Source organism: Massilia eburnea (assembly GCF_009720745.1).
Lineage (GTDB): Bacteria > Pseudomonadota > Gammaproteobacteria > Burkholderiales > Burkholderiaceae_D > Rugamonas > Rugamonas eburnea.
In genome coordinates this window covers 170,575-194,218 of sequence record NZ_WNKX01000006.1, presented here as the reverse complement: position 1 = coordinate 194,218, position 23,644 = coordinate 170,575, and the positions used below count along the sequence as shown (strand labels likewise).

Annotated in this window: 26 protein-coding genes and 1 pseudogene; 9 read left to right on the top strand and 18 right to left on the bottom strand. The window is 62.2% G+C overall.

Annotation, left to right across the window (positions count from 1 at the left end):
- Positions 1-45: 45 nt before the first annotated feature.
- On the bottom strand, positions 46-819 hold the full coding sequence (locus GM658_RS10200) for a sulfite exporter TauE/SafE family protein (protein WP_155453923.1): 774 nt from the start codon (positions 817-819) through the stop codon (positions 46-48).
- A gap of 157 nt (positions 820-976) precedes the next feature.
- On the opposite strand from GM658_RS10200, the gene GM658_RS10195 reads away from it, so the two are divergent.
- On the top strand, positions 977-2,194 hold the full coding sequence (locus GM658_RS10195; protein WP_155453921.1) for an HD-GYP domain-containing protein: 1,218 nt from the start codon (positions 977-979) through the stop codon (positions 2,192-2,194).
- 118 nt (positions 2,195-2,312) lie between these two features.
- Here the strand turns inward: GM658_RS10195 and GM658_RS10190 are convergent, their stop codons facing one another.
- Entirely contained in the window at positions 2,313-4,721 is a 2,409-nt protein-coding gene (locus tag GM658_RS10190; RefSeq protein ID WP_155453920.1) for a TonB-dependent receptor plug domain-containing protein, read from the bottom strand.
- Between the two features lie 203 nt (positions 4,722-4,924).
- On the opposite strand from GM658_RS10190, the gene GM658_RS10185 reads away from it, so the two are divergent.
- Positions 4,925-5,251 carry a hypothetical protein gene (locus tag GM658_RS10185; protein ID WP_155453918.1) on the top strand — a complete coding sequence of 109 codons (327 nt, stop codon included), beginning with the start codon at positions 4,925-4,927 and terminating at the stop codon, positions 5,249-5,251.
- Positions 5,252-5,421: 170 nt separating this feature from the next.
- On the opposite strand, the pseudogene GM658_RS10180 reads toward GM658_RS10185, so the two are convergent.
- The 4 genes and pseudogenes from GM658_RS10180 to GM658_RS10165 form a co-directional block, all read right to left on the bottom strand.
- Positions 5,422-5,694, bottom strand: a pseudogene (locus GM658_RS10180) (redoxin domain-containing protein); the annotation flags it as partial.
- Positions 5,621-6,256 carry an RBBP9/YdeN family alpha/beta hydrolase gene (locus GM658_RS10175; protein ID WP_155453916.1) on the bottom strand — a complete coding sequence of 212 codons (636 nt, stop codon included), beginning with the start codon at positions 6,254-6,256 and terminating at the stop codon, positions 5,621-5,623. The gene GM658_RS10175 and the pseudogene GM658_RS10180, both read right to left, overlap by 74 nt.
- A 20-nt stretch (positions 6,257-6,276) precedes the next feature.
- Positions 6,277-7,290: a sulfate ABC transporter substrate-binding protein gene (locus tag GM658_RS10170; protein ID WP_155453914.1), complete on the bottom strand. Its 1,014-nt coding sequence runs from the start codon at positions 7,288-7,290 to the stop codon at positions 6,277-6,279.
- A 93-nt stretch (positions 7,291-7,383) separates the two neighbouring features.
- Entirely contained in the window at positions 7,384-7,764 is a 381-nt protein-coding gene (locus GM658_RS10165; protein WP_155453912.1) for a diacylglycerol kinase, read from the bottom strand.
- Positions 7,765-7,851: 87 nt separating this feature from the next.
- Here GM658_RS10165 and GM658_RS10160 point away from each other — a divergent pair, with 87 nt between their 5' ends.
- Complete coding sequence (locus GM658_RS10160) at positions 7,852-8,634, top strand: IclR family transcriptional regulator (RefSeq protein WP_155453910.1); 783 nt, start codon at positions 7,852-7,854, stop codon at positions 8,632-8,634.
- On the opposite strand, the gene GM658_RS10155 is transcribed toward GM658_RS10160, so the two are convergent.
- The 3 genes from GM658_RS10155 to GM658_RS10145 all read right to left on the bottom strand — a co-directional run bounded on the left by GM658_RS10155 (position 8,619) and on the right by GM658_RS10145 (position 10,701).
- A complete protein-coding gene (locus GM658_RS10155; RefSeq protein WP_155453908.1) occupies positions 8,619-9,665 on the bottom strand; it encodes a serine hydrolase in 1,047 nt (348 codons plus the stop codon). The genes GM658_RS10160 and GM658_RS10155 overlap by 16 nt on opposite strands.
- A 142-nt stretch (positions 9,666-9,807) precedes the next feature.
- On the bottom strand, positions 9,808-10,503 hold the full coding sequence (locus GM658_RS10150) for a nitroreductase (protein ID WP_155453907.1): 696 nt from the start codon (positions 10,501-10,503) through the stop codon (positions 9,808-9,810).
- 24 nt (positions 10,504-10,527) lie between these two features.
- Positions 10,528-10,701, bottom strand: a complete 174-nt coding sequence (locus GM658_RS10145; protein ID WP_155453904.1) for a hypothetical protein — start codon at positions 10,699-10,701, stop codon at positions 10,528-10,530.
- Positions 10,702-10,767: 66 nt separating this feature from the next.
- On the opposite strand from GM658_RS10145, the gene phaP reads away from it, so the two are divergent.
- Positions 10,768-11,322: a TIGR01841 family phasin gene (phaP, locus tag GM658_RS10140; protein WP_155453902.1), complete on the top strand. Its 555-nt coding sequence runs from the start codon at positions 10,768-10,770 to the stop codon at positions 11,320-11,322.
- Between the two features lie 147 nt (positions 11,323-11,469).
- Here the strand turns inward: phaP and GM658_RS10135 are convergent, their stop codons facing one another.
- Together GM658_RS10135 and GM658_RS10130 are read right to left on the bottom strand one after the other, a co-directional pair.
- A complete protein-coding gene (locus tag GM658_RS10135; protein ID WP_155453900.1) occupies positions 11,470-11,955 on the bottom strand; it encodes a hypothetical protein in 486 nt (161 codons plus the stop codon).
- 102 nt (positions 11,956-12,057) lie between these two features.
- Positions 12,058-12,636, bottom strand: a complete 579-nt coding sequence (locus GM658_RS10130) for a TetR/AcrR family transcriptional regulator (RefSeq protein WP_155453898.1) — start codon at positions 12,634-12,636, stop codon at positions 12,058-12,060.
- A 93-nt stretch (positions 12,637-12,729) separates the two neighbouring features.
- On the opposite strand from GM658_RS10130, the gene GM658_RS10125 reads away from it, so the two are divergent.
- From GM658_RS10125 to GM658_RS10115, 3 genes are read left to right on the top strand one after another with little or no spacing between them, the layout of a single operon-like run.
- The gene (locus tag GM658_RS10125) at positions 12,730-13,362 is read left to right on the top strand and encodes a helix-turn-helix transcriptional regulator (protein WP_155453896.1); all 633 of its coding nucleotides are present in this window, start codon (positions 12,730-12,732) and stop codon (positions 13,360-13,362) included.
- Positions 13,352-14,335 (top strand): ornithine cyclodeaminase family protein, encoded by a 984-nt coding sequence (locus tag GM658_RS10120; protein ID WP_155453895.1) that lies wholly within the window; start codon positions 13,352-13,354, stop codon positions 14,333-14,335. The genes GM658_RS10125 and GM658_RS10120 overlap by 11 nt, the downstream gene beginning before the upstream one ends.
- A gap of 11 nt (positions 14,336-14,346) precedes the next feature.
- The gene (locus tag GM658_RS10115; RefSeq protein ID WP_155453893.1) at positions 14,347-15,303 is read left to right on the top strand and encodes a threo-3-hydroxy-L-aspartate ammonia-lyase; all 957 of its coding nucleotides are present in this window, start codon (positions 14,347-14,349) and stop codon (positions 15,301-15,303) included.
- Here the strand turns inward: GM658_RS10115 and GM658_RS10110 are convergent.
- The 4 genes from GM658_RS10110 to GM658_RS10095 are packed head-to-tail and all read right to left on the bottom strand — an operon-like array spanning position 15,300 to position 18,869.
- Complete coding sequence (locus GM658_RS10110) at positions 15,300-16,106, bottom strand: ChbG/HpnK family deacetylase (protein ID WP_155453891.1); 807 nt, start codon at positions 16,104-16,106, stop codon at positions 15,300-15,302. The genes GM658_RS10115 and GM658_RS10110 overlap by 4 nt on opposite strands.
- Positions 16,103-16,483 (bottom strand): GtrA family protein, encoded by a 381-nt coding sequence (locus tag GM658_RS10105; protein ID WP_155453889.1) that lies wholly within the window; start codon positions 16,481-16,483, stop codon positions 16,103-16,105. Before GM658_RS10105 ends, GM658_RS10110 begins: the two co-directional genes overlap by 4 nt.
- Positions 16,483-17,466 (bottom strand): glycosyltransferase family 2 protein, encoded by a 984-nt coding sequence (locus tag GM658_RS10100; RefSeq protein ID WP_155453887.1) that lies wholly within the window; start codon positions 17,464-17,466, stop codon positions 16,483-16,485. Before GM658_RS10100 ends, GM658_RS10105 begins: the two co-directional genes overlap by 1 nt.
- Positions 17,463-18,869 (bottom strand): ArnT family glycosyltransferase, encoded by a 1,407-nt coding sequence (locus GM658_RS10095; protein WP_170298759.1) that lies wholly within the window; start codon positions 18,867-18,869, stop codon positions 17,463-17,465. The genes GM658_RS10100 and GM658_RS10095 overlap by 4 nt, the downstream gene beginning before the upstream one ends.
- A 103-nt stretch (positions 18,870-18,972) precedes the next feature.
- Here GM658_RS10095 and GM658_RS10090 point away from each other — a divergent pair, with 103 nt between their 5' ends.
- A complete protein-coding gene (locus tag GM658_RS10090; protein WP_170298758.1) occupies positions 18,973-19,632 on the top strand; it encodes a response regulator in 660 nt (219 codons plus the stop codon).
- Complete coding sequence (locus GM658_RS10085; protein WP_229416859.1) at positions 19,632-20,921, top strand: ATP-binding protein; 1,290 nt, start codon at positions 19,632-19,634, stop codon at positions 20,919-20,921. The genes GM658_RS10090 and GM658_RS10085 overlap by 1 nt, the downstream gene beginning before the upstream one ends.
- Before the next feature lie 2 nt (positions 20,922-20,923).
- Here the strand turns inward: GM658_RS10085 and GM658_RS10080 are convergent, their stop codons facing one another.
- Genes GM658_RS10080 through GM658_RS10070 form a run of 3 tightly spaced genes read right to left on the bottom strand, consistent with a single transcriptional unit; the run spans position 20,924 to position 23,642 of the window.
- The gene (locus tag GM658_RS10080; protein WP_155453881.1) at positions 20,924-21,646 is read right to left on the bottom strand and encodes an ABC transporter ATP-binding protein; all 723 of its coding nucleotides are present in this window, start codon (positions 21,644-21,646) and stop codon (positions 20,924-20,926) included.
- Positions 21,646-22,416, bottom strand: coding sequence for an ABC transporter ATP-binding protein (locus GM658_RS10075; protein ID WP_155453880.1), 771 nt, complete (start codon positions 22,414-22,416; stop codon positions 21,646-21,648). Before GM658_RS10075 ends, GM658_RS10080 begins: the two co-directional genes overlap by 1 nt.
- A gap of 11 nt (positions 22,417-22,427) precedes the next feature.
- Positions 22,428-23,642 (bottom strand): ABC transporter permease subunit, encoded by a 1,215-nt coding sequence (locus tag GM658_RS10070; RefSeq protein WP_155453879.1) that lies wholly within the window; start codon positions 23,640-23,642, stop codon positions 22,428-22,430.
- Between the last annotated feature and the right edge of the window lie 2 nt (positions 23,643-23,644).

The window sequence follows — 23,644 nt, the reverse complement described above, 5'->3', positions numbered from 1 at the left end:
AACCAAACTAACGATTTTTCATTTGCTTAGATGCCAAAGCGGCAGTCATGCCACCAGCTTGGCGGCGACGGTCACCAGCACGGTGGCCAGCATGCCGCGCAGGATGCGCTCGGGCATGGACTTGGCGAACCAGGAGCCGAGCGTGATGCCGGGGACGGAACCAACCAGCAAGGTCAGCAACAGCATCCAGTCGATCGAGCCCAGCCACCAGTGTCCCGCGGCCGCAATGGCGGTCAGCGGCACGGCATAGGCGATGTCGGTGCCGGCTACTTCAGCCGGCGTCAGGCGTGGATACATCAGCACCAGCAGCGTCGCGCCAACGGCGCCTGCGCCGATCGAGGAAATGGTGACCAGGGTGCCCAGCACAGCTCCGGCCACGATGGTGGCGGCGGCCAGCGTACGGCCCTGCAATTGCCGGTCAGGGTGGGCCAGCATCCAGGCCAGCATCTTGCCGCGGAACAGGATGGCCAGCACGGTCAGCATGACTGAGCCGGCGATGCAGACGCGGATCAGGTGGCCGATTTCCTTGTTCAGCGCGCCGAAGTGCTTGAGGCCATAGGTCGCGACCAGCGCGGCAGGCAAGGCGCCGCAGCAAAGCAGGCGGACGATGTCCCAGCGCACCGTGCCGCGCAGGCGATGGGTGGCGGTGCCGGCCGTCTTGGTGACGGACGCGAAGGCCAGGTCGGTACCCACTGCCACCGAGGGAGATACGCCGAACATCAGCGTCAGGACAGGCGTCATGAGGGAACCACCGCCAACGCCGGTCAAACCGACGAGCAGGCCCACGACGAAACCAGAAACGATGAACGACAGATCCATGCGAAATCCTTCCAAGATCCGCTACAGTATACAGTTGGGCATAGAATCCAAACAACGAAGTGCTTATTTGCTTATGCAATGTCCGGAGATGATGTTGCCGGCTATCAATATGCTATCCTTAGCAGGCAATTCCGCAGGTCCAGCTTATCGCTTCAGCATGATTAAGAAAATCACCATCGACCAGGTTCGCCAAGGCATGTATGTACATGCACTGGGCGGCTCCTGGCTGAATAACCCTTTCTGGGCGCCCTCGTTCGCCGTCGATAGCCACGAGCTGGTGCACAAGCTGAAAACCTGCGGCGTCAAAGACTTGCAGATCGACCTGAGCAAGGGCGTGGACGTTGCAGGCGAGGCCGAAACGGCCCCGGCCACCGCTATCGCCGAGGCGCCGCCGGCCGCCGAAGTGTTCCGCTTCAAGAAAGTGCAAGCGACCGGCATGGTCGACGAACTGCACCACGCAGCGCGCCTGGTGAAGCAGTCCAAACAGGCCATCAGCGAAATGTTCGACGACGTGCGCATGGGCCGCCTGCAGGATGTGCAGACCGTGATGCCGCTGGTCGAAGACATCGCCTCGTCCGTCATCCGCAATCCCGGCGCACTGGTCAGCCTGGTGCGCCTGAAACAGGCCGACGATTACACCTACCTGCATTCGGTAGCCGTGTCGGCCATGATGGTCGCCCTTGGCAAGCAGATTGGGCTGAGCGACGCCGAACTGCGCGACTGCGGCCTGGCCGGCCTGCTGCATGATATCGGCAAGGCCGTGGTGCCGCTGGCGATCCTGAACAAACCGGGCAAGCTCACCGATGACGAATTCAAAGCAGTCAAGCAGCACTCGCTGGGTGGCTACGAAATCCTCGTTGCTGCCGGCAATGCGCCTCCCATCGCGCTCGATGTCTGCCTTCACCACCATGAAAAATTCGACGGCACCGGTTATCCGCACGGCTTGAAAGGCGATGCGATCAGCCTGCATGCGCGCATGGGCGCGATCTGCGACGTATATGACGCCGTGACGTCCAACCGGCCGTACAAAGCCGGCTGGTGCCCGGCCGAATCGCTGCGCCGCATGGCCGAATGGGCCAAGGGCGGGCATTTCGATCCGCAATTGTTTGCCGCCTTCGTCAAATGCATCGGCATTTTCCCGGTCGGCACGCTGGTGAAACTGAAGTCGGGCCGGCTGGCGGTTGTGGTCGACAACAGCAAATCCCTACTGCAGCCGCTGGTGCGTATCTTCTACTCGACCAAGTCGATGAGCTACATCCCGCCACTCAGCCTGGACCTGTCGACCGCCGGCGCGCTGGACAGCATCGCCGGCCGCGAAGATGCAGAGCGCTGGGGCCTGAAAGACATCGACCGCTACTGGCTCGACGCCGCCTGACTTCGGCCAGCGCCGTTCGCAGATCAGTGTCGGACCCACAGGTCAGACACTCCCCGCACCACTGACGCTGGCCATAAAAAAAAGCGCCCGGCAGGGCGCTTTCTCTTTCTGATGCCGCTTAGAAGGCGGTATCAAACTTCAGGTACATCGAACGGCCGTTGATGCCGAACGGGCAGGTTTCCCAGCAATACTTGAAGCCCAGTTTCGGGAACGCGCCGCCGTTGGTCCACTCCGACGGATAGGTGTCGAACAGGTTGTTGACGCCGAACGAAACGCTGGTCTTCTTGCTGAAGCCGTAGCGCAGGCTGGTGTCCACAATCCACTTGGCATCCCAGGTCTGCAACGGGCTGAAGCCTTCACCCTGCACCGAACCGTAGTAGTTGGCGCGTACATTGCCATTCCAGGCGCCGTAGGTGTAGTCAGCTGCCACAACGTGGTGCTTGCGTGGCTGGCCGTGTTCGATCAGGGTCACCTGCGCCTGGTTGAACAACTGGTCACCGGTCAGCAGGCTCGATGGCGAGTGGCGGTTGGTCACTTCCGTCTTGTTGAAGCCCAGCTGTGCGGACAGCACCAGGGTGGACGCATCGAACTTGGTGGTGTGGTCGGCAACGATGTCCAGGCCGCGGGTCTTGGTATCCACCGCGTTGGTGAAGAACTGCGCCTGGCCAACGCCCAGCGGGTTCAGCACGTTGGCGATCGGGCCGCCACCGGCTTCCGGCGAGATCTCGCTCGAGAACACGATGCGGTCCTTGATCTTGATCTCGTACAGGTCGGCGGTCAGCGACATGTTCTTCGCTGGACGCAGCACCAGGCCGATCGAGCCGCTGCGCGAAGTTTCTTCCTTCAGCGGCTTGATGCCCAGCGCGGTGGTGACGGCGCTGCCTTCACGTGCGGTCAGGGTCTCGGTCAGCTGGCCAGCCTGGTTCAGGTTGGTTGACACCGAGCTGTAGAACTTCTGCTGCACGCTTGGTGCGCGGAAGCCGGTCGACAAAGTGGCGCGCACGCCGATTTCCTTGGTCGGGTCCCAACGGGTGCTCAGCTTGCCGGTCACGGTGCTGCCGAAGTCGGAGTACTTCTCGTAGCGCACCGCGCCGCCCAGCATCACTTCCTTGATCGGATGGTATTCCGAATCCAGGTACAGGGCGATGTTGTGGCGGCCATCATCCACTGCGGTGGCCGGGGTGTAGCCAGGGAAGCCCTGGGTGCCCGATGCAGCTACGCCGCCGTTCTGGTTGGTGATGGCGATGGCCGGGTTGTTGGTACGGCCGTACTGATAGGACACCGGATCGCCAGCGACGATCTGGTAGTTGTCCTGGCGGTATTCAAAGCCGGCCGCCAGGAAGATTTCTTCGCCGCCCAGCTTGACCGGACCTTTGATGTCGGCATTGATGGTGGTCTGGTTGAACTTCAGCTTGCCGGTATCGGCTTCCAGCGGCGAATCGGCGTAGATGCCGCCACCTGGTTTTGGCTCGTACCAGTAGGAGACGTTGATGGTCTGCTTTTCGTGGAAATCGAGTTCACTGGCGCCGTGGTTGATGCTCAAGTCAGCCTTCCAGTCATTTGGCAGGTCGCGGCGGTAGCCGAAGGCAAACGACTGGTCTTTCACCGTGGTGCGGATGTTCGGCAGGAAGCCTTCCGGATACACGGCAGGCACGGTGCGGTCATCGCCCTTGGAGCGGAAGAAGCCGGCCGAATCGCCCTTGCGCTTGGACACGCCGCCAAAGAAGTAGAACTCGCTGGCCTTGTCGATTGGCAGGGCCGCATTCCACCAGAAGTAAGCATCCTTGGCATCGCTGTCGCCGATGCGCTGGGTCACGCGCGGCGGGTCAACGCGCAGCGAGTCAACGCCGGCGCGGTTGGTTTCCTTGCGGCGGCGGCCTTCCGCCGACAGGTTGATGAAGCCGCCGTTCTCGCCCAGGGACCAGCCACGGTTCACACTGCCGGAGAACATGTCGCCGTCGCCTTCCTTGGTGGTGCCAACCTGGCCGCTCAGGGCGGTCTCGTCGACGTTCGACTTCAGCACGATGTTGATCACGCCGGCGATCGCGTCGGAACCGTATTGCGCAGCCGCGCCATCGCGCAGCACTTCGATATGGTGGATAGCCGACAGCGGAATGGCGTTGATGTCGGTACCGGCCGAACCGCGACCGATAGTCTGTTGCACGTTCACCAGCGCTTGCTGGTGGCGGCGCTTGCCGTTCACCAGCACCAGCAGCTGGTCAGGGCCGAGCGAGCGCAGGGTCGCAGGGCGGATGATGTCGGTACCGTCACTGATGAAGGTGGTCGAGAAGTTGAACGATGGATCCAGTGTTTGCAGCAGCTTGCCCAGTTCCAGTGGGCCGGCGGTCTGCAGGTCCTTGGCGTTGATCAGGCCAACCGGGGCTGCGGTATCGAGCGCGGTCTTGGCCGGCGAGCGCGAGCCCAGCACGACCACGGTCTGTTGTTCATCGGTATTTGGGGCGGCAGTCTGTGCATATACCTGCGATGTGGCCAGCAGAACAGCGCTTGCAATAAGGGTGCGTTTCATGAATGTTCCGATCTCTCTGACAATTTTTATGATGTGCCGCGGAAAAATACTAACCTTGCACGATTGATCTCACAAAGAAAACATTCATTTATGCTAACTGAATAAGCTTATAACGTTGCATGAATGGAACAGAGCCAAGGCAATTGGCATTGAACCGAGCCAAGTGCTACATTGTCAGCAAGCGATTCAAGGGAGGAAGTGTGATGACTGATGCTCTGTTGCTGACCGACCGTTTGTGCGACCTGACCGAGATGGCCTTGCAGGCCTATACCAAGTTCGAGAAGGCCACTGTCTACTGCACCGCCAAACACCTGATGGCCGATTTCGAGGACGCGGGGCTGCCGCTGGCAGCTTTCGACAAACTCTCGTCGATCCAGGCCAGCATCCTGGCGGCTGTCGAATTTGCCCCGCCTGGGGGCAAGAACAATCCCCAATGCATTGTCAGCGCACGCAACGACATTGCAGCCCTGCGCGAAATGCTGAAAGAAAAAAAGCGTCCCGAAGGACGCTTGTCAGAGCACGTGCACTAGCCGCCTGCAGGCCTTGAGCCTGATGATCGTTTCCTGCCGGCGGCGGGCCGCGCGATTCAATTTTTATTGGTTGGGTTGCGGGGGGATGCGCAAATAAGGACACGGGGCATTGTACCCTGCCGGGTCCTTCTGCCTGATCACCTCAGGGCCCTGCACCGTGAGCGGGAGGACACGGTTTGCTGGGTTTCTTCAATATCCTTGATCCATTCCCGGTGCTTGTCGGCCGGGTCGACCGACAGCGCAATCGCCTTCACATTGCGCTTGTCGAATTCCGGTTCCAGCTTGGCGGTCAGGCCCAGTTCCGTGGTGCAGACCGGGGTGAAATCGGCTGGATGCGAGAACAGCACTACCCAGGAATCGCCTGCCCACTCATGAAATTTGAGGCTGCCAATGCTGGACTCCTGTTCGAAGTCCGGTGCGGTATCGCCAAGGCGTAAACTCATTCTTCTTCTCCGTTGTCAAATTGCTCGCGCGCTGCGCCAGGACTTGCAGCAGGCGCTGGCCGAAGCGCCAGTCGCCCAGTCCCGAATCTGCGTTGATATGTCCCAATGCTCCGGCGTTGACGAAATCGCTGCCCCAGCGGCGCGCCCAGGTCTCGGCCTTTTCCATCGTCATCCACGGATCGTTGGTGCTCGCCACCATGATCGACGGGCAAGGCAGTTCTCCGCGCGGCAGCAGGGAGCTGACCTGGAACTTATCGGGATCGGCAGGCCCCACCAGCAGCACGCCCGCCACGTGGGGGGAGGAAGAACGTGACAGGCTCAATGCAGTGGTGAGGCAGCCGAAACTGTGTGCCACGATGAGGGTCGGACGGCGGTCCTGGTCCAGCACTTCATCCAGGCGGTCGGCCCAGCGCAGCAGGACCGGATCGCTCCAGCGTTTCTGCTCTACCCGCTCGAAGCGGGGGTACAGGCGCTGCCAGCGCGATTGCCAGTGTTCCGGGCCGCTGTTGTGCAGGCCGGGAGCGACCAGTACGCGGAATTGATTCAGGTGTTGGATCGCCATGGCGCCCTCCGTCGCATAATTTATTTGCCTGCTACCTTGGAGCTCGGCTGGTAGATCTGGTCGAACACGCCGCCGTCGGCAAAGTGGGTCTTCTGTGCGACGCTCCAGTCGCCGGCCACGTCGGTGATCTTGAACAGTTTCACGTTCGGGAACTGGCCTGCGTATTTCTTCGCTTCCTTCTCCACCGTCGGACGGTAGTAGTTCTTGGCGATGATGGCTTGCGCCTGGTCGGTGTACAGGAAGTTCAGGTAAGCCTCGGCGACTTTGCGGGTGCCCCGCTTGTCGACGACTTTATCGACCACGGCGACCGGCGGTTCGGCCAGGATGGAGACGGAAGGCGCCACGATCTCCACCTTGTCCGGACCCAGCTCCTTGATCGCCAGCAGGGCTTCGTTTTCCCACGCTACCAGCACGTCGCCGATGCCGCGCTCGACGAAGGTGGTGGTGGCGCCGCGCGCGCCGGAATCGAGCACCGGCACGTTCTGGTAGAACTTCTTCAGGAATTCACGCGCCGTGGCATCGTTGCCGCCCGGCTGGCGCAAGGCGTAGCCGTAAGCGGCCAGGTGGTTCCAGCGTGCGCCGCCGGAGGTTTTAGGATTCGGGGTGATCACTGCCACACCTGGCTTGACCAGGTCGTTCCAGTCCTTGATGCCTTTCGGGTTGCCCTTGCGGACCAGGAAGACGATGGTGGAGCTGTATGGGGTGGCGTTATGCGGCAAGCGCTTTTGCCAGTCCTTGTTCACCAGGCCGCGCTCGGCGACAGCGTCAATGTCATACGCCAGGCCCAGGGTCACCACATCGGCTTCCAGGCCGTCGATCACGGCGCGCGCCTGCTTGCCTGAGCCGCCGTGCGACTGCTTGATCTTGACGTTGTCGCCTGTCTTGGCCTTCCACTCTTTGGCGAAGGCGGTGTTGACGTCCTGGTACAGCTCGCGGGTTGGATCGTAGGAGACGTTGAGAAGGCTCACGTCGGCAGCCTGCGCCACGGCGGAGGTGGCGAACAAGGCAGCTGCAATCAGTTTTTTCGACAACATCTGGCTTCCCCTTCATGTTTGGAGATGCCAGATTACGGCTTTGCTTTATAAAGACGAACGAATACTTTCGATATTCGTTATACCAGAAAGTAATTAGAGGAAGCGATTCACCAGTACGACAGCCCAGCTGGCGCCCGACAGCAGGCAAGCCAGCAGTACCGCAGCGCTGCCAAAGTCCTTGGCGTTTTTGGAAAGAGGATGGCGCTCCAGCGATACGCGGTCCACCACGGCTTCAATGGCCGAATTGATGAGCTCGACGATCAGGACCAGCACCATACTGCCGATCAATACAAGTTTCTGGAAGGCAGAAACCGGCAGCAACAGGGCTGCGATCGTACCCACCACGAACACGGCCAGTTCCTGGCGGAAAGCATGTTCGGATCGTATTGCAGTCTGCAAACCTTCGATCGAGTAGAAAAAGGCCGAAAAAATGCGCTTCAGGCCGCTCTTGCTTTTGAATTCACTAGTTTCCATGGGGACGAATTATAGCGACAGATTTCCCATTTTTTTCACATCATGGTATAAATAAGTCTGCTTATACCGCACCGCACCAACCACATCATGAAAAGCGAAACCCTGCCGCCGCAGGAGCAAAAGACGACCATCCAGGTCATCGACCGCATGACGGCCCTGCTTGACGCCCTGGCCAAGTACCCCGACCCGGTCAGCCTGAAAGAGCTGTCGAAAGTCTCCGGCCTGCATCCCTCCACCGCCCACCGCATCCTGAGTGACCTGGTGGTGACCCGTTTTGTCGACCGCGTCGAGCCTGGCACTTACCGCCTAGGCATGCGCCTGCTGGAACTGGGGAATGTCGTCAAGAGCCGCTTGTCCGTGCGCGAAGCCGCGCTGGACTTCATGCGCGCCCTGCACAAGAAAACGCAGCAGACCATCAACCTGTCGGTACGCCAGGGCGACGAGATCGTCTACATCGACCGCGCCTTCTCCGAGCGTTCCGGCATGCAGGTGGTGCGCGCCATCGGCGGCCGCGGCCCGCTGCACCTGACCTCGACTGGCAAGCTGTTCCTGTCGGTGGATGAACCGAAGGCGATCCGCGCCTATGCCACCCGTACCGGGCTGGCAGGCCACAACAAGAATTCGATTACCGACCTGCCGCGCCTGGAGCGCGAGCTGAGCCTGGTGCGTGCACGCGGCTATGCGCGTGACAATGAGGAGCTGGAACTGGGTGTGCGCTGCATGGCGGCCGGCATCCGCGACGATTCCGGCAAACTGGTGGCAGGCTTGTCGATTTCCGCGCCGGCGGACCGGCTGCAGGATGAATGGCTGGACGACCTGGTCAGCACCGCCAACCAGATCTCTGCAACCCTGGGTTACATCCCCGAATAAGTCTGGGCGCCGGCGCTGGCGCCGCTGACGTTTTCGCCGAAGGTCGGCTTCAGGGCGGCCAGCCACTTCTTCATGCGGGTGGCGTCCGCCACACGGGCCGCGCTGCCCTTCGCATCCAGCAGCACCATGATGACGGCGCGGCCTTCCACGATGGCTTGCATGATCAGGCAACGGCCTGCTTCGTTAATGAAGCCGGTCTTCTGCAAACCGATTTCCCAGCCCGAATTCGGCGCTACCAGGCGGTTGGTGGTGCCAAAGGTCACCGGGCGGCCATTGTTCTCCACCACCGCTTTCGGGTCGGTCGAGAATTCGCGCAGGATCGGGTGCTCATAAGCAGCCTGGACCAGCTTGGCAAGGTCGCGTGCGCTGGCCACGTTCAGCTTGGACAGGCCGCAGGAATCGACGTAGTGGGTGTCGGTCATGCCCAGCTGCTGCGCCTTGTCGTTCATGGCTTGCACAAAGGCCGGCAAGCCGCCCGGATAGTTGCGGCCCAAAGCGGAGGCGGCGCGGTTTTCCGAGCTCATCAGCGCGATGTGCAGCATATTGCGGCGGGTCAGGCGGTCGCCCACACGCAGGCGCGAAGAGGAAAACTTTTCGCGGTCGACGTCTTCGTCGGTCACGGTCAGCACTTCATCCATATCCTGGTTCGCTTCCACTACCACCAGTCCGGTCATCATCTTGGTGATCGAGGCGATAGGCAGCGCCACGCCGGCGTTCTTTTCGAACAGGACTTCGGAATTGGCCTGGTCAAGCACCAGGGCCACATTGGATTTCAGGTCGAGGGGATCGCGCACCAGGTTCAGGCCGGCCAGGTCGCCCATGGTTGGACGGCTCACTTCCGACACCTTGGTCACGCGCTGATAGACAACCTTGCTCTTGCCGTGAACTTTCACGGTGCGCTTCACCACCTGCTCTTTGGAAGCAGGTGCTGCGTGGCGGGTACCAGCTTTCTTGACTGCCGCTTGCGCAGAACCCATTGAAGCCGATGCGCATAGTACAGACACAAGCACGCTGATAGCAAGTTTGTTCATTCCTCATCCCCGGTGTGAAACAGCAGAATCGCTAGTTGCAGTGTAGCAAAAACAGATTCCAGCGCAAGCAATTCCGAAGTAAAGTTTTCAGCCTCGCAATACACATTTCCCATAGTGACGCGAGACTGCAACGGAAGCTTGTTCACTCCATAAATTTAACAAATTTGGCAATCGGCTCGCGCTCGGTTACCAGCGTATTTTCGATTTTGCCACTATCTGCGAATCCAAGCGACATCCCACATACAACAGTTTCGCTAGCCGGCAGGCCCAGGACTTCGCTGATGATGCGGTGGTATTGGGTGAAAGCGGCTTGCGGACAGGTATCGAGTCCACGCCCGCGGGCTGCCACCATGATGTTTTGTAAGAACATGCCATAGTCAAGCCAGGAGCCCTGCTCCATGATGCGGTCGATCGTAAAAATAAGGCCCACGGGCGCATCGAAAAATTCAAAGTTGCGGCCGTGCTGGGCAGCCATGCCGGACTTGTTCTCGCGGGTCAGGCCAAGCAAAGAGTACAGGTCCCAGCCCACCTTGCGGCGGCGGTCGATATAGGGCGACACCCACTCGCGCGGATAGTAGGCGTATTCCTCGGTATGCAGCTTGTTCTGCTCCGGGTCGGCATAGACGGCCAGGATTTTGGCGGACAAGGCCTCCTTCATGGCGCCGGTCAAGACATAGACTTGCCAGGGCTGGGTATTGGTGCCGGAAGGCGCACGGGCGGCCACTTCCAGGATGCTCTCGATATCTTCGCGCGCCACCGGCGTCGGCAGGAAGGCGCGGATCGAGCGGCGCGAGGTGATGGCCGCATCGACGGCTTGCTGTTCAGGAGACTTGATCATGATGGGCTGGCCTATTTGGATTGCTTAACCACAAATATTACTCCAAACATGGGGGAATTCTTCCTGCTTGGCAGCAATACGCCCGGCAATTCCACCAAGAAAGCCTTTACTGGCGGGAAGTTGCTTACTTTGTGCAACGCACAAAAAGCGCTTGACTTTGACTCCTGAACCCGGATAATTGGCTTTGTTGCGTTGCACAATGCGTTGTTTTCTGTTGTAGAGACATCAAGTTCCAACGACTAATTCACTTATTTGGAGAGTCCAATGTTTGCGATTCCTGAGCAGTTTTCCAATGCCACCAAGGCAAACTTCGAGAGCCAATTCGCACTGTTTTCTTCGCTGACCAACAAAGCCTTCGAAGGCGTTGAAAAGTTCGTCGATCTGAACATCACCGCTGCCAAGGCATCGCTGGAAGAATCGTCGGTCGCTACCAAGCAGCTGCTGGCTGCCAAAGACCCACAAGAGTTCTTCACGCTGACCGCTGCCCAGGCTCAACCAGCAGCCGAAAAAGCGATCGCTTACGGCCGCCACCTGGCATCGATCGCTTCCGGCACCGGCGCTGAATTCAGCAAGGCCGCTGAATCCCAGATCGCCGAGACCAACCGCAAGGTGATCTCCCTGGTCGACGAAGTGAGCAAGAACGCCCCGGCCGGCAGCGAAAGCGCCGTTGCCCTGTTCAAGTCCGCCCTGAACAACGCCAACGCCGGCTACGAGCAGTTCACCAAAAGCGCCAAGGCTGCTGCTGAAACCTTCGAAGCCAATGTGAACGCAGCTGTGAACCAGTTCACCACTGCCGCCAACGGCGCCAAGAAGCAGTAATTGAAATTCCGCCGGCCCAGCGGCCGGCACATGAAGCATCGCTGTACAAGGGTCTCCTCGGCATCCGTGGTTTCCTCTCAGCGGGTGTCCTTCCCGAGCCCCGGCAAAAGTCCGGGGCTTTTTTTCGTTCGCGCTTTACGATTCCAGTTACGCGTTTGCCTTGGCGTTTTTTCGCAAATACGCAACCTGGGCGGTCAGCCCGGCCAACAGCAATAGCAGCAGGCCAGCCTGGGATCCGAGCAGCAGCGGCGATTTCAGGTCAGTCACAAGCGGATGCCCATCCGGCACGCGACGCAGGATCTCGGTTACCGTCGGCAACATCAAGAGGAATGTGGTCACCGTCAGGGACAGGGTTTCGACGTATTTGGCCGCTCGGCCAAGCTGCGGGAACCGGCTGATCCCATACCCCATAAGCAAGAGTGCCAGCGTGACCACGGCAATTCCCTTGCTCGCTGGCTGGCGTGCGACCAGGAAGACGGTCGCAGCGCCGATCAACATCGACAAGAAGTAAATTGCGCCTGCTGCCGAGCGCGGCACGATGCGGCCATGACGCGCAAACATGTAGACCGCGACAGGAATGGCCGGCAGGCTGCCAAGCGTATGGATCCAGCCAAGCGGAGATATGCCAAACATGGTGATGCCCTTTCAGTGATGACTACAATTTTAACTACCTACTGGAAGGTAGGCTCGTTGGGTAAACGTTGAGATGCGGTTTCCTGTTTTGCCAATCGGCGCTTAAGCGGACAGCCTGGCCAGCATTGGCCTGACGAGCATGCCGAACATTTTGGCGTCGCCGTATGCGCGGGACGACAACATGGCCCCGTGCACGGCCGCCATCAGCATTTCCGCTTCCTCCTTGGGGGACCGCGACAGACGACAGCGGCCCTGCTTCCCGGCACGTGCAAGTACGGCAGCCAACCACGCCGAAAGCATGCGGAAATGGGCCCGTACTTCGAGTGCTATTTCTTCCGGCAGGATCGGCATTTCGGCTGCAAGCATGGCGCAAACGCAGAATGCCGAGGCCGGATCAGCAACGCAGGCTTCCCAGTACGCGGCGTAGGCATTCAGCTGTTCAAGCGGATCGGGCACGCTTGCCTCCAGGGCGGCTAATCCGGCCTGCGCGGCTTCCCGGTAGCGCGCGACCAATGCCTGGACCAGCATCGCCTTACTGGGAAAATGGTGATGGATGCTGGCATTTCGGATACCCACTACTTTGGCGATATCGGCGTAGCTGAAGCCGTTGTAGCCACCAGCAATAATCAGCGATTGCGCACAGCGCAAGATGTTTTCGGATGTGTTGGAAGAACTGAGCATCCGGACATTCTACTAACTAGTAGGTAGCTTGTCAAACGGCCGCAGCGCGGGCCAAAGGTTTACACTTTATCTAAACCGAGATAATCTGTCTCAATGATGAAACGAACTCCCGCACAGCAGCATTTGCTGGAACAGATAAAACAAGTGGCCGATGGGCTCGGGCGCACGCTGGCGCCGTTCACGGAGGTCGTATTGCACGATTTGCTCGATCCGGGGCATGCAGTGCTGGCAATCCATAACAACCTGTCGGGACGTGCGGTTGGCGAGCCGGCGACTGAGCTGGGGCTCGCTCGGATTGCCGATCCGTCGTTTCCACAAGTTCTGGCGAATTATCCGAATACCTTCCCTGACGGGCGCCCGGCCAAGAGCACTTCGGTCGGCATCAAGGACCAGGATGGGCAGTACATTGCCGCACTGTGCCTGAATGTGGACCTGAACCTTTTCCGCAGCCTGCAGGCGATGCTGGGCCAATTCAGCAATGTCGACCCGGCGGCGGCTGTCATTGAGTCTCTGGCGCCGGCTGCAGGAGCAGACGCAATCCGCGCACATATCGAGCAATTCGCTGCACGCCTTTCCACCACGCCGCGCGCGTTGAAGGCCGATGACCGCCGGGCCTTGTTGCGCGAACTGGGCGACGCAGGTCTGCTTGACATGCGGCGCTCGATGGAAACCATTGCAGCGCACCTGGGAGTGTCACGTGCTACCGTCTACAACTATGCCAAGTAACGCATCGCGCCTGCTACTGCTGGACCGTGACGCCGTCGCGGCGCTGCTGCGGCCGGACGACGTTCGCGCCGCCGTACGCGAGGCCTTTACGCTTCATGCCGCGCGCGCGGCGCGCGTATTCCCCCTGGTGCGGGAGGAGCTGCCGGGCAGCGCGGTATTCGGCATCAAGTCCGGCGACGTCCCTTCGCAGGAGCTGCTTGGCTTTAAGGCCGCCGGCTTCTGGCCCGCGAACCGCGAAGGCGGCAGCGATACCCACCAGGCCACCATCATGCTGGTCGATCCGCGCACCGGCCGCCCGCTGTGCCTCGCCGACGGCAACGCGGTCACCACCGCGCGTACAGCCGCCGCCGGTGCGCTTGGCCTGCAATTGCTGGCGCGCGCCGGCAGCGAGCAGCTGTGCGTGTTCGGCACCGGCGTGCAGGCGCGCGGCCATATTGACTACGCGCTGGATGCCCTGCCCTCTCTCAAGCGCTTGCGCTATGTCACGTCCGACGGCCGGCAAGAGCTTTCGTTCGAAGCGCAGTTCGCAGGGCGTTGCGACATCGTCCTCGCAGGCGGCGCACGCACTGCAGCTGCCGATGCTGCGGTTGCGGCGTCGGACGTGGTGATCACCGCCACGCCCGGCCACAGCATGCTGTTCAACGCCGATGCTGTCCGTCCCGGCACGCACATCAACGCCGTGGGCGCTGATACGCCGGGCAAACGCGAACTGCCGCCGGGCCTCCTGCAGCGCGCCCGCGTGTGGACCGACGACCGGCCGCAAGCGCGCCGCATCGGCGAACTGCAATGGGCACCGGACCTGCCGGCAGCCGAATTGGGTGAGCTGCTCGCCAAGCCGCCTGCGCGCGCTGCGGAAGACATTACGATTTTCGACATGACGGGCATCGCCCTGCAAGACCTCACTACGGTGCGCATGCTGTACCAGCGCGCCCTCGCCAACAACATCGGCCATAACGTTTTGTGGCCCTGGTAAGGAAAGAAGCAATGACCATCCCAACTTATGAAGACATTGTCGCAGCTGCCGGACGCATCGAAGGCCACGCCCACCGTACACCGGTCCTGACATCGCGCACCGCCAACCAGGAACTGGGCGCCGAGATCTTCTTCAAGGCCGAAAACCTGCAGCGCATGGGCGCCTTCAAATTCCGCGGCGGCTTTAACGCCCTGTCGCGCTTCAGCGAAGCCCAGCGCAAGGCTGGCGTGGTTGCCTTCTCCTCCGGCAACCACGCGCAAGCGATTGCGCTGTCGGCAAAAATCCTTGGCATCCCGGCCACCATCATCATGCCGGAAGATGCACCGGCATCGAAGATCGCCGCCACGCGCGGCTACGGCGGCAATGTGGTGACCTATGACCGCTACAAGGAAGACCGCGAAGCCATCGGCCGCAGGCTGGCTGAAGAAAAGGGCATGACCCTGATCCCGCCGTACGACCATGCCGACGTGATCGCCGGCCAGGGTACGGCGGCCAAAGAACTGTTCGAGGAAGTGGGTGAACTGGATGCCTTCTTCGTCTGCCTGGGCGGCGGAGGCCTGCTCTCCGGTTCGGCGCTGGCAACACGCGCGCTGTCGCCGAAGTGCAAGCTGTATGGCGTGGAACCGGAAGCGGGCAACGACGGCCAGCAATCGTTCCGCAGCGGCTCTATCGTGCATATCGACACGCCCAAGACCATCGCCGACGGCGCGCAGACGCAGCATCTCGGCTCGCTGACCTTCCCCATCATCCAGCGCGACGTGGACGACATCCTGACGGTCGGCGACGCTGAACTGGTGGAAGCCATGCGCTTCTTCGCCGCGCGCATGAAGATCGTGGTGGAGCCGACAGGCTGCCTGGGCTTCGCCGCAGCGCGCAAGATGAAGGACCAGCTGCGCGGCAAACGCGTGGGTGTGCTGATCAGCGGCGGCAACGTCGATATCGAGCGCTTCGCCAGCCTGCTCGCCTAAAGTACCGGCTGCACGTTGCACAAGGCCTGCCCGCGCCAGTTCACGGACTGCACCTGGAATTCGGCGCACAGCTCGCGGAACTGCTGGCTGGCCAGGAACTGGTACTCCTTGATGCGGAAAGCCTCGCCGCCCCAATCCTTCAGCGCAGGGTGGCACATCGCCAGCCCGCCCTGCTCTGGAGCATTGGCCAGCCAGCCCCGCCACAGTGCCGGCAAGTCAGCATCAGCAGACAAATCGTAGACGCCCATGAAGTCCGCGTTGCCGGTGAAGCCCAGGCGTTCCAGGCGCCGCACCAGGGCTCCGCTGCCCAGCATGGCGATGACGGCCGCCTTTGCGCCGCGCCAGCGCAGCGCATGGGTACTGCGCACACGGATACGCCGGCCGCCGTATGTTTCCAGCGCCTGCACCAGTGCCTCGCGAATCACCGGGAACTGGTGCACGTGCTGGTGTCCATCGATGAAGTCCGGCAGCCGTCCGGTCAATTCAGCAAAACGCTGCAACTGGCCGTCGAGCGCCTCGCGCACGAAAGCGGCGCTCAGCGTGCCGCTCCAGGCCGACAGCATCAGCGAGGACAGGCTGGTCTCGCGCCGGTAGGCCGTATGCGCCAGCTCGCTGGTGAAATCCAGGTGCAGACCCAGGTCCGCCCCGCAGCGCGTCATGGCGGCCAGCGTATCGCGGTTGGGCCGCCCCAGCGACATCACGCTGGCGGAGCTGACGATGCCCTTCTCCACCAGCTCGGCCACCGCATCGTCGACCGCTGGATGCATGCCGACATCGTCGGCATTCAGGATCAGGCCCTTCACCGCGCCGCTCCCGCAAATGCCCAGACTTTCCCGAGCAGGAAACTGAGCGCCGCAACCAGGAAAGTCACTACCGCCAGCAGCAGCAGGTAAGGCTGGCCTGGCAGGTGCAGCAAGGCTTGCGTGAACATCAGCTGGTTCAGTGCGAACGCCGCCACCGATACCGCGCCCCAGCGCGCCATGCTGTGCAGCCATGGTGCGCCGGCGCCAAAGGTATAGCGCCGCTGTCCCATATAACTGACCAGGAAGGCCACGCAGAATGCAGCCACATTGGCCTGCGCCGGCGGCCAGGAGGCAAACTCCACCAGCAAATACACCACCGCCAAATGCGTCAGTGCGGCGGCCGCGCCAACCAGGGCAAAGAAGAACGGACGCCTCATCAAATTGCCTTCATGCTGCGTTCGCGCTGGCCAAGCTGGCTATGGTCGACCGTTTCATCAAGCACATACAAGGGACGCTGCTTGGCCTCTTCATACACGCGCCCGAGGTATTCGGCGATCACGCCCAGGCACAGCAACTGCACCCCGGACAGCAGCATCATGCCCGAAGCCAGCGTGGCCCAGCCGGACACCGCATTGCCGAACACCAGGGTTTCGACAGCGATATACAAGCCGTAGGCGACCGCCGCGAAAGACACCAGGGCGCCCGCCGCCGATACCATGCGCAGGGGGCGCAGCGAGAAGGCGGTGATGCCGAGGGTCGCCAGCTCAGCCAGCTGGCGGAAGCGGAACTTGCTGCTGCCGGCCGTGCGCGGCGCGGCATCGAAATCGATCATGGCAGTGCGGAAGCCGAGCCAGGCATACAGGCCTTTCATGAAGCGGCTGCGTTCAGGCAGCTGCAACAGCGCACGCACCACTTTGCGGTCGAGCAGGCGGAAATCGCCGGCATGCGCAGGAATGCGGAAGCGCTCGTGGCCTTGCAGGAACGCGTAGAAGCGGCGCTTGGCCCAAGCCAGCAGGAGCGGCTCGTGCGCACGCGACCCCTGTTTGGCAATAACGGTATCGTAGCCGGCACGCCACTGCGCCACCATGGCCGGCAGCAAGGTTGGGGGATGCTGGCCGTCGCCATCCATGCACACCACGGCGTCGCCGCGGGCCGCCGCCAGGCCGGCGGTCAGTGCGGCTTCCTTGCCAAAATTGCGCGAAAGCTGCAGCAGCTGCACATTGCAAGGCCCGTCCGCGTGGCGTTCGAAGTCGGCGACCACCTCGGCCAGGTTGTCGTTGCCGCCGTCGTCGACGATTACGATTTCCCACTCCACCCGGCAGCGCCGCAATTGCTGCTCGACTTGCGGCAGCAGTGCCGCCATCCCTTCGGCCTCGTTCAGCACCGGAATGACAACGGAAAGCGAATGACGTGATTTCATGGCGTTACCTCCAACAATGTGCGGTGCGCGCCGTGGAACAGCACGCGGCCGCGAATGGCTGCCACCTTTTCATTATCCACCACAACCAGGCCTGATGCAGGCATTGGTGCGCCGGGCGCTGCCGGCTGGATCAAGGTATCGCCGTAAAAGGCCGACGAGAAGGCGGGCTTGGCCAGATACTGCAGCGGAGCGCCCGGCGCCGCCTGCGCCGCAGCACGCAACAGGGCGCGCTCCGAACTCATCTCCTGCCGGCTCAGGATGAAAGGCACAGCAAGCAGCACCAGCAAGGCGAAGCCGGCCAAGGCCATCCCGGCCTTGCGCAATGCGGCCGCCTCCATCCGGTCCAGCCAGCCAGCTGCCAGCACCGCGAAAGCCGGCACGGCAGTCAAGGTATAGGTCCCGATGATGTTGCGGCTGAAGGTGAAGAACAGCAGCGGCACCAGGGTGGCGCACCACAGGTAGGCTTCCAGCGGGGTGGCGCGGCGCAGGCGCAGCACGGCGGTCAGGCGGGTGGCAAACAGCACAATCCAGGGCAGCACGCCGCCCAGCCAGAATACCCAGATCGCGCCCCATGGCTGGCGGTGCGCGAAGCCATAGCGGTCGCCCGTCCAGCCGGGCACCAGGAAGCGCGAGAAATGCTCGCCAACGATGAAGTAGCTCAGGAAGCCGGGGTAGGCATGCTCGGCCGCTGCGTACCATGGCACGAAGAGCAGCAGCGCCAGCAGTACGCCGCGCCAGTCCCACAGTTCCCATAGCTCAGCCAGGCGGCGGCCCGGCAACATGGCCCAGGCCAAGATCGGCATGCCGATCAGGGCCCACGTCGCCAGCCCCTTGGCCAGGGCGCCCAGGCCGATGAAGGCCCAGAATGCCAGGCGGGCCCGGCGCGACTTTTCCTGCATGGCCAGCCAGGCGAAATACTGCGCCCCGCCCACAACCAGCATCTGGACGGCATCGGTCATCACTGCGCCCGCGCTGACGAAGAAGATCGGTGTCGCGGCCAGCACCGGCAGCACCAGCCAGCGCTGGCGCACGCCATGCGCGCCAGCCCAGGCATAGCAGATCCAGGCCGCCAGGGAAGAGAACAGCAAGGCTGGCAGGCGCGCGGCGAATTCATTCACACCCAGCAGTTCCATTGCCACGGCGCTGCTCCAGGTCGACAGCGGCGGCTTGGCGAAGAATGGCGTCTGCGCATCCATATGCGGCATCAGCCAATAGCCGTGCACCACCGTCTGGCGCGCCAGTTCGCCGTATCGCGCTTCGGTGGTATCGGCCAGCGGCCCCAGCGCCATCAGGGCCAGGCGGGCCACCAGCAGCAGGGCCAGCGCCGCATAAAACCACGTCTTGAGCCGCGGCTGCAGGGCGCCCGCCTCGCCTGGCAGCGCGGCATCTTGAGTAACTTGCAACGAAAGATTTTGAGTCATTGGGAAAGCGTATCAGCAGCTGCATTAAGACAACGTTAAGCGCCGGCATGATATGGTTAGCGCAATATTGAACAGGGATTGTGAAGTGCGATTGTTACTGGTTGAAGACGATGACATGATCGGCGACAGCATCGAGGCCGGCCTGCGCAGCGAGAACTACGCACTGGACTGGGTGCGCGATGGCGCCAGCGCCGAACTGGCGGCGGCGGCCAACAGCTACGACCTGGTGCTGCTCGACCTTGGCCTGCCCCGCCGCGAAGGGATGGCTGTGCTGCGCACGATCCGCGCGCGCGGCAACGACGTGCCTATCCTGGTGGTCACGGCGCGCGAAGGCACGGCAGCCCGCATCGAAGCGCTGGACGCCGGCGCCGACGATTACCTGGGCAAGCCCTTCGACCTGGACGAGCTGCTGGCGCGCATCCGCGCCCTGCTGCGGCGCCGCGTCTCGCGCAGCAGTTCGGTGATCGTGCATGGCCGGCTGCGGCTCGACCTGGCAAGCCACGTCGTCACTTGCGACGGCGCCGAAGTCACGCTGTCGGCCCGTGAGTTCGCCGTATTGCGCGTGCTGCTCGACGAACCGGGCGCCGTGGTACCGAAACGCAAGCTGGAAGAACGCCTTTACGGCTGGGATGCCGAGATCGAGAGCAATGCCATCGACGTCTACATCCACCATCTGCGCAAGAAGCTGGGCCCCGACCTGATCCAGAACGTGCGCGGGGTCGGCTACAAGGTGGCCGAACCGTGATGGCCACGGTGCGCCGCCAGCTGCAGGTGGGCATGCTGTGCGCCACCGTGGCCGCCACCACGGGAGCGGGCTGGCTGCAATACCGCGCCCTGCGCATCGAAACCAACGAACTGGAAGACACCCAATTGCGGCAGCTGGTCAATGCCCTGCCGGACAAGCTGGCCTCCGACATACTGCAGATGTCCGTCGAAGATCCGCAAGAAGACTTTGTGCTGCAGGCGTGGGATGCCGACGGCAGGCTGCTATACGACTCCAAGCCGTCGGCGCACGTGCAGCGCCACGACCTGTCGGGCTATTCGGTGGTCGAGCAGCGCGGCGAGGCCTGGCGCGTCTACGGCGGCAGAGAGAATGGGCGCTATGTGCAGGCCAGCCAGGCGCTGGCGGTACGCGACCACATGGCTGCGGCCATCGTGCTGCGTACCGGCTTGCCGCTGCTGGCTTTCATTGGCCTGATGGCCATCCTGGTGCAGGTGGTGGTCAACCGCGCCATGCGCCCGCTGGAATTCCTGACCAAGGCGCTGGCGCACCGCTCGCCGGCCATGCTTGAGCCGTTGCCGCCGGACGGCTGGCCGGGTGAGCTGGTGCCGGTGGTGGAAGCGCTGAACGGCTTGCTGGAACGCTTTAGCCAATCGCTGGAAACCCAGCGCACCTTTGTCGCCGATGCGGCGCATGAACTGCGTTCGCCGATCACCGCCCTCAAGCTGCAATTGCAATTGATGGAACGCGCCGGCAACGACGAAGCGCGTCAGCTCAACTTCGCCAAGCTGCACGAGCGGCTCGACCGAACCGCCCACCTGGTGCACCAGCTGCTTAACCTGGCGCGGGTGGAATCGGGGCCCGCGCGGCAGGACCTGCAGAACGTCGACCTGCGGCGCCTGGCCTGCGATGCGGTGGCCGATTACAGCACGCTGGCCGAAAGCCGCAGCGTCGACCTGGGCGTGGAGGGGCAAGAGGCGGTGTACGTGCGCGCCGAGCCGGATAGCCTGCGCATCCTGCTGAACAACCTGCTGGACAATGCCCTGCGCTATTCGCCGGAAGGCGGGCGCGTCGACGTGATCGTGCAGCAGCAAGGCAATGGCGCCCTGCTGCGCGTGAACGACAATGGCCCCGGCGTCAACCCGGCCGATTTGCCGCGCCTGTCCGACCGCTTCTTCCGTCCGGAAGGCAGCCTTGCCGGCGGCTGCGGCCTGGGGCTGTCCATCGTGCGCCATATCGCCGACAACCACGGCGCCCGCGTCGGCATGGCGAACCGCGAGGGCGGCGGTTTCAGCGTTTCAATCGAATTCTGAACTTATTCGCCGAGGTAGGCGGCTTTTACGCGCGGGTCGTGCAGCATGTCGTCGGCATTGCCGGTCATGGTGACCGCGCCCGACTCCATCACGTAGCCGCGGTTGGCAGCCTGCAGCGCCAGCTTGGCATTCTGCTCCACCAGCAGGATGGTGATGCCCTGCCGGTGCACGTCGCGGATCACTTCAAAGATCTTTTCCACCATGATCGGCGACAGGCCCATCGACGGCTCGTCGAGCAGCAGCAGGTGCGGGTGGCACATCAGCGCGCGCGCCATGGCCAGCATCTGCTGTTCGCCGCCGGACAGGGTGCCCGCCAGTTGCGCCGCGCGCTCCTTCAGGCGTGGAAAGATGCTGAACCACTTTTCGATATCGGCAGCAATCGCGGCCTTGTCGCTCATGGTGTAGGCGCCCATCATCAGGTTTTCGGTGATGGTCATGCGCGTGAAGACGCCGCGGCCTTCCGGCACCATGGCCAGCTTTTTCTCGACCAGGTGGAAAGATTGCGTCCCCTTCAGGGACGCGCCCATGTAAGACACGGTGCCCTCCACCTTGCAAGGCGGCAGGGTGCCGGTGATCGCCTTCAGCGTAGTGGTCTTGCCCGCGCCGTTGGCGCCGATCAGGGTGACCAGTTCGCCTTCGTTCACTTCCAGGTCGATGCCTTTGACCGCCTTGATGCCGCCGTAAGCGACCTTCAGGCCCGATACTTTCAACACATTGGCGCCCATCAGTGCGCTCCTCCCAGATAGGCTTCAATCACGGCTTTGTTGCTTTGGATTTCGGCGGGCAAGCCTTCGGCAATCAGCTTGCCGTATTCGAGCACGCTGATGCGGTCGCACAGGCCCATCATCAGCTTCACATCGTGCTCGATCAGCAGCACGGTCTTGCCTTCGTTCTTGATCTTGACCAGCAGCTCGCGCAGCGCCAGCTTCTCGGTCGCGTTCATGCCGGCTGCCGGTTCGTCCAGCGCCAGCAGTTGCGGATCGGTCGCCAGGGCGCGTGCAATCTCAAGGCGGCGCTGGTCGCCGTACGACAGGTATTTCGAGGTGCGGCTGGCGAACTGGCCGATGCCGACGAAGTCCAGCAGCTCCTGGGCGCGCTTGCGGATCGCCTGTTCCTCTTCGCGTGCAGCCTTGTGGCGGAAGATGGCGCCGAACACACCCTGGTGCGAACGCACATGGCGTCCCACCATCACGTTCTCCAGCGCAGTCATTTCACCGAACAGGCGGATGTTCTGGAAGGTGCGCGCAATGCCGGCCTTGGCCACGGCGTGCGGCGCCGACGGCGAGTATGGCTTCCCTGCCAGCTCGAAGGTGCCGGTATCCGGCTGGTACAAGCCAGTGATCACATTGAAGAAGGTGGTCTTGCCGGCGCCATTGGGGCCGATCAGGCCGTAGATCTGGCCCTTGTTGATCTTGATGCGCACGTCGGTCAGCGCCTGCAGGCCGCCGAAGCGTTTGTTGACGCCTTCGATATTCAGGATTACTTGATCGTTCATCTCGACTAACCTCATGCTGCCATTACGCCGGTGGACTGGCCTTTGGAGTCCGCGTCGCCATCCGTAGGACGATCTTCATGCTTGGGCGAAGGCCACAGGCCCGCAGGACGGGTCAGCATGATCACCACCATGGCCAGGCCGTACAGGAGCTGGCGCAGCACTTCCGCTTCGACCACGACTTTGCCGAACAACTTCATCTGCAGCGGCTCCACCACATGGCGCAGGATTTCCGGCAGCGCCGCCAGCAGCGCGCCGCCCAGCACTACGCCTGGAATGTGGCCGATACCGCCCAGCACCACCATCGCCAGCACGGCGATCGACTCGGTCAGCGAGAACGATTCCGGCGACACGAAGCCCTGGAAGGAAGCGAACATGGCGCCGGCCACGCCGCCGAAGCAGGCGCCCATCGAGAACGCCAGCAGTTTCACGTTGCGGGTATTGATGCCCATGGCCTTGGCCGCGATTTCATCTTCGCGGATCGCCACCCATGCACGGCCCAGGCGCGAGTGCTGCAACCGGGTGGTGACGAACACGGTCACGACGGTCAGCAACAGGAACAGGAAATAGTAGGCGTTCACCGAAGGCATGGAGAAGCTGCCGATGAACACGGTGGCGCGCGAGCCCTGCTCGCCCGCCAGGTTGACGCCGAACACCCGGATCGGGTCGATCAGGTTGATGCCCTGCGGGCCGTTGGTGATATTGACCGGATCGTTCAGGTTATTCATGAAGATGCGGATGATTTCACCGAAGCCCAGCGTCACGATGGCCAGGTAGTCGCCGCGCAGCTTCAGCGTCGGCGCGCCCAGCAGCGCGCCGAACATGCCAGCCAGCGCCGCCGCCATCGGCACGATCACCCAGACCGACAAGTGAATGCCGTTGGTGCGGATGTCCTCGCCCAGCAGCCTGGCCAGCGCCTCGCCAACGGCCGGATTCACGTTGACCAGCGATTCCAGGACGGCGGCAAACTGCGGCGATGCAAGCAGTCCGGTCATGTAAGCGCCCACCGCATAAAACGCGATATAGCCCAGGTCGAGCAAACCGGCAAAACCCACCACGATGTTCAGGCCGACGGCCAGCATGATGTAGAGCAGCGCCAGGTCGGCGATACGCACCCACGAATTGCCGAACGGTGCGGCCGCGAACGGGAAGATAATCAGCGCGGCGAACAGCAGCGCCATGCTGATATACGCCTGCTTGGGATTCTTTTGTACGTCGAAGTTCAGCATTG

Excerpts from the sequence above, each read along its gene's own strand:
- GM658_RS10200 (WP_155453923.1), bottom strand. The coding sequence starts at position 819 with ATGGATCTGTCGTTCATCGTTTCTGGTTTCGTCGTGGGCCTGCTCGTC.
- GM658_RS10195 (WP_155453921.1), top strand. The coding sequence starts at position 977 with ATGATTAAGAAAATCACCATCGACCAGGTTCGCCAAGGCATGTATGTA.
- GM658_RS10190 (WP_155453920.1), bottom strand. The coding sequence starts at position 4,721 with ATGAAACGCACCCTTATTGCAAGCGCTGTTCTGCTGGCCACATCGCAG.
- GM658_RS10185 (WP_155453918.1), top strand. The coding sequence starts at position 4,925 with ATGACTGATGCTCTGTTGCTGACCGACCGTTTGTGCGACCTGACCGAG.
- GM658_RS10175 (WP_155453916.1), bottom strand. The coding sequence starts at position 6,256 with ATGGCGATCCAACACCTGAATCAATTCCGCGTACTGGTCGCTCCCGGC.
- GM658_RS10170 (WP_155453914.1), bottom strand. The coding sequence starts at position 7,290 with ATGTTGTCGAAAAAACTGATTGCAGCTGCCTTGTTCGCCACCTCCGCC.
- GM658_RS10165 (WP_155453912.1), bottom strand. The coding sequence starts at position 7,764 with ATGGAAACTAGTGAATTCAAAAGCAAGAGCGGCCTGAAGCGCATTTTT.
- GM658_RS10160 (WP_155453910.1), top strand. The coding sequence starts at position 7,852 with ATGAAAAGCGAAACCCTGCCGCCGCAGGAGCAAAAGACGACCATCCAG.
- GM658_RS10155 (WP_155453908.1), bottom strand. The coding sequence starts at position 9,665 with ATGAACAAACTTGCTATCAGCGTGCTTGTGTCTGTACTATGCGCATCG.
- GM658_RS10150 (WP_155453907.1), bottom strand. The coding sequence starts at position 10,503 with ATGATCAAGTCTCCTGAACAGCAAGCCGTCGATGCGGCCATCACCTCG.
- phaP (WP_155453902.1), top strand. The coding sequence starts at position 10,768 with ATGTTTGCGATTCCTGAGCAGTTTTCCAATGCCACCAAGGCAAACTTC.
- GM658_RS10135 (WP_155453900.1), bottom strand. The coding sequence starts at position 11,955 with ATGTTTGGCATATCTCCGCTTGGCTGGATCCATACGCTTGGCAGCCTG.
- GM658_RS10130 (WP_155453898.1), bottom strand. The coding sequence starts at position 12,636 with ATGCTCAGTTCTTCCAACACATCCGAAAACATCTTGCGCTGTGCGCAA.
- GM658_RS10125 (WP_155453896.1), top strand. The coding sequence starts at position 12,730 with ATGATGAAACGAACTCCCGCACAGCAGCATTTGCTGGAACAGATAAAA.
- GM658_RS10120 (WP_155453895.1), top strand. The coding sequence starts at position 13,352 with ATGCCAAGTAACGCATCGCGCCTGCTACTGCTGGACCGTGACGCCGTC.
- GM658_RS10115 (WP_155453893.1), top strand. The coding sequence starts at position 14,347 with ATGACCATCCCAACTTATGAAGACATTGTCGCAGCTGCCGGACGCATC.
- GM658_RS10105 (WP_155453889.1), bottom strand. The coding sequence starts at position 16,483 with ATGAGGCGTCCGTTCTTCTTTGCCCTGGTTGGCGCGGCCGCCGCACTG.
- GM658_RS10100 (WP_155453887.1), bottom strand. The coding sequence starts at position 17,466 with ATGAAATCACGTCATTCGCTTTCCGTTGTCATTCCGGTGCTGAACGAG.
- GM658_RS10085 (WP_229416859.1), top strand. The coding sequence starts at position 19,632 with ATGGCCACGGTGCGCCGCCAGCTGCAGGTGGGCATGCTGTGCGCCACC.
- GM658_RS10080 (WP_155453881.1), bottom strand. The coding sequence starts at position 21,646 with ATGGGCGCCAATGTGTTGAAAGTATCGGGCCTGAAGGTCGCTTACGGC.
- GM658_RS10075 (WP_155453880.1), bottom strand. The coding sequence starts at position 22,416 with ATGAACGATCAAGTAATCCTGAATATCGAAGGCGTCAACAAACGCTTC.
- GM658_RS10070 (WP_155453879.1), bottom strand. The coding sequence starts at position 23,642 with ATGCTGAACTTCGACGTACAAAAGAATCCCAAGCAGGCGTATATCAGC.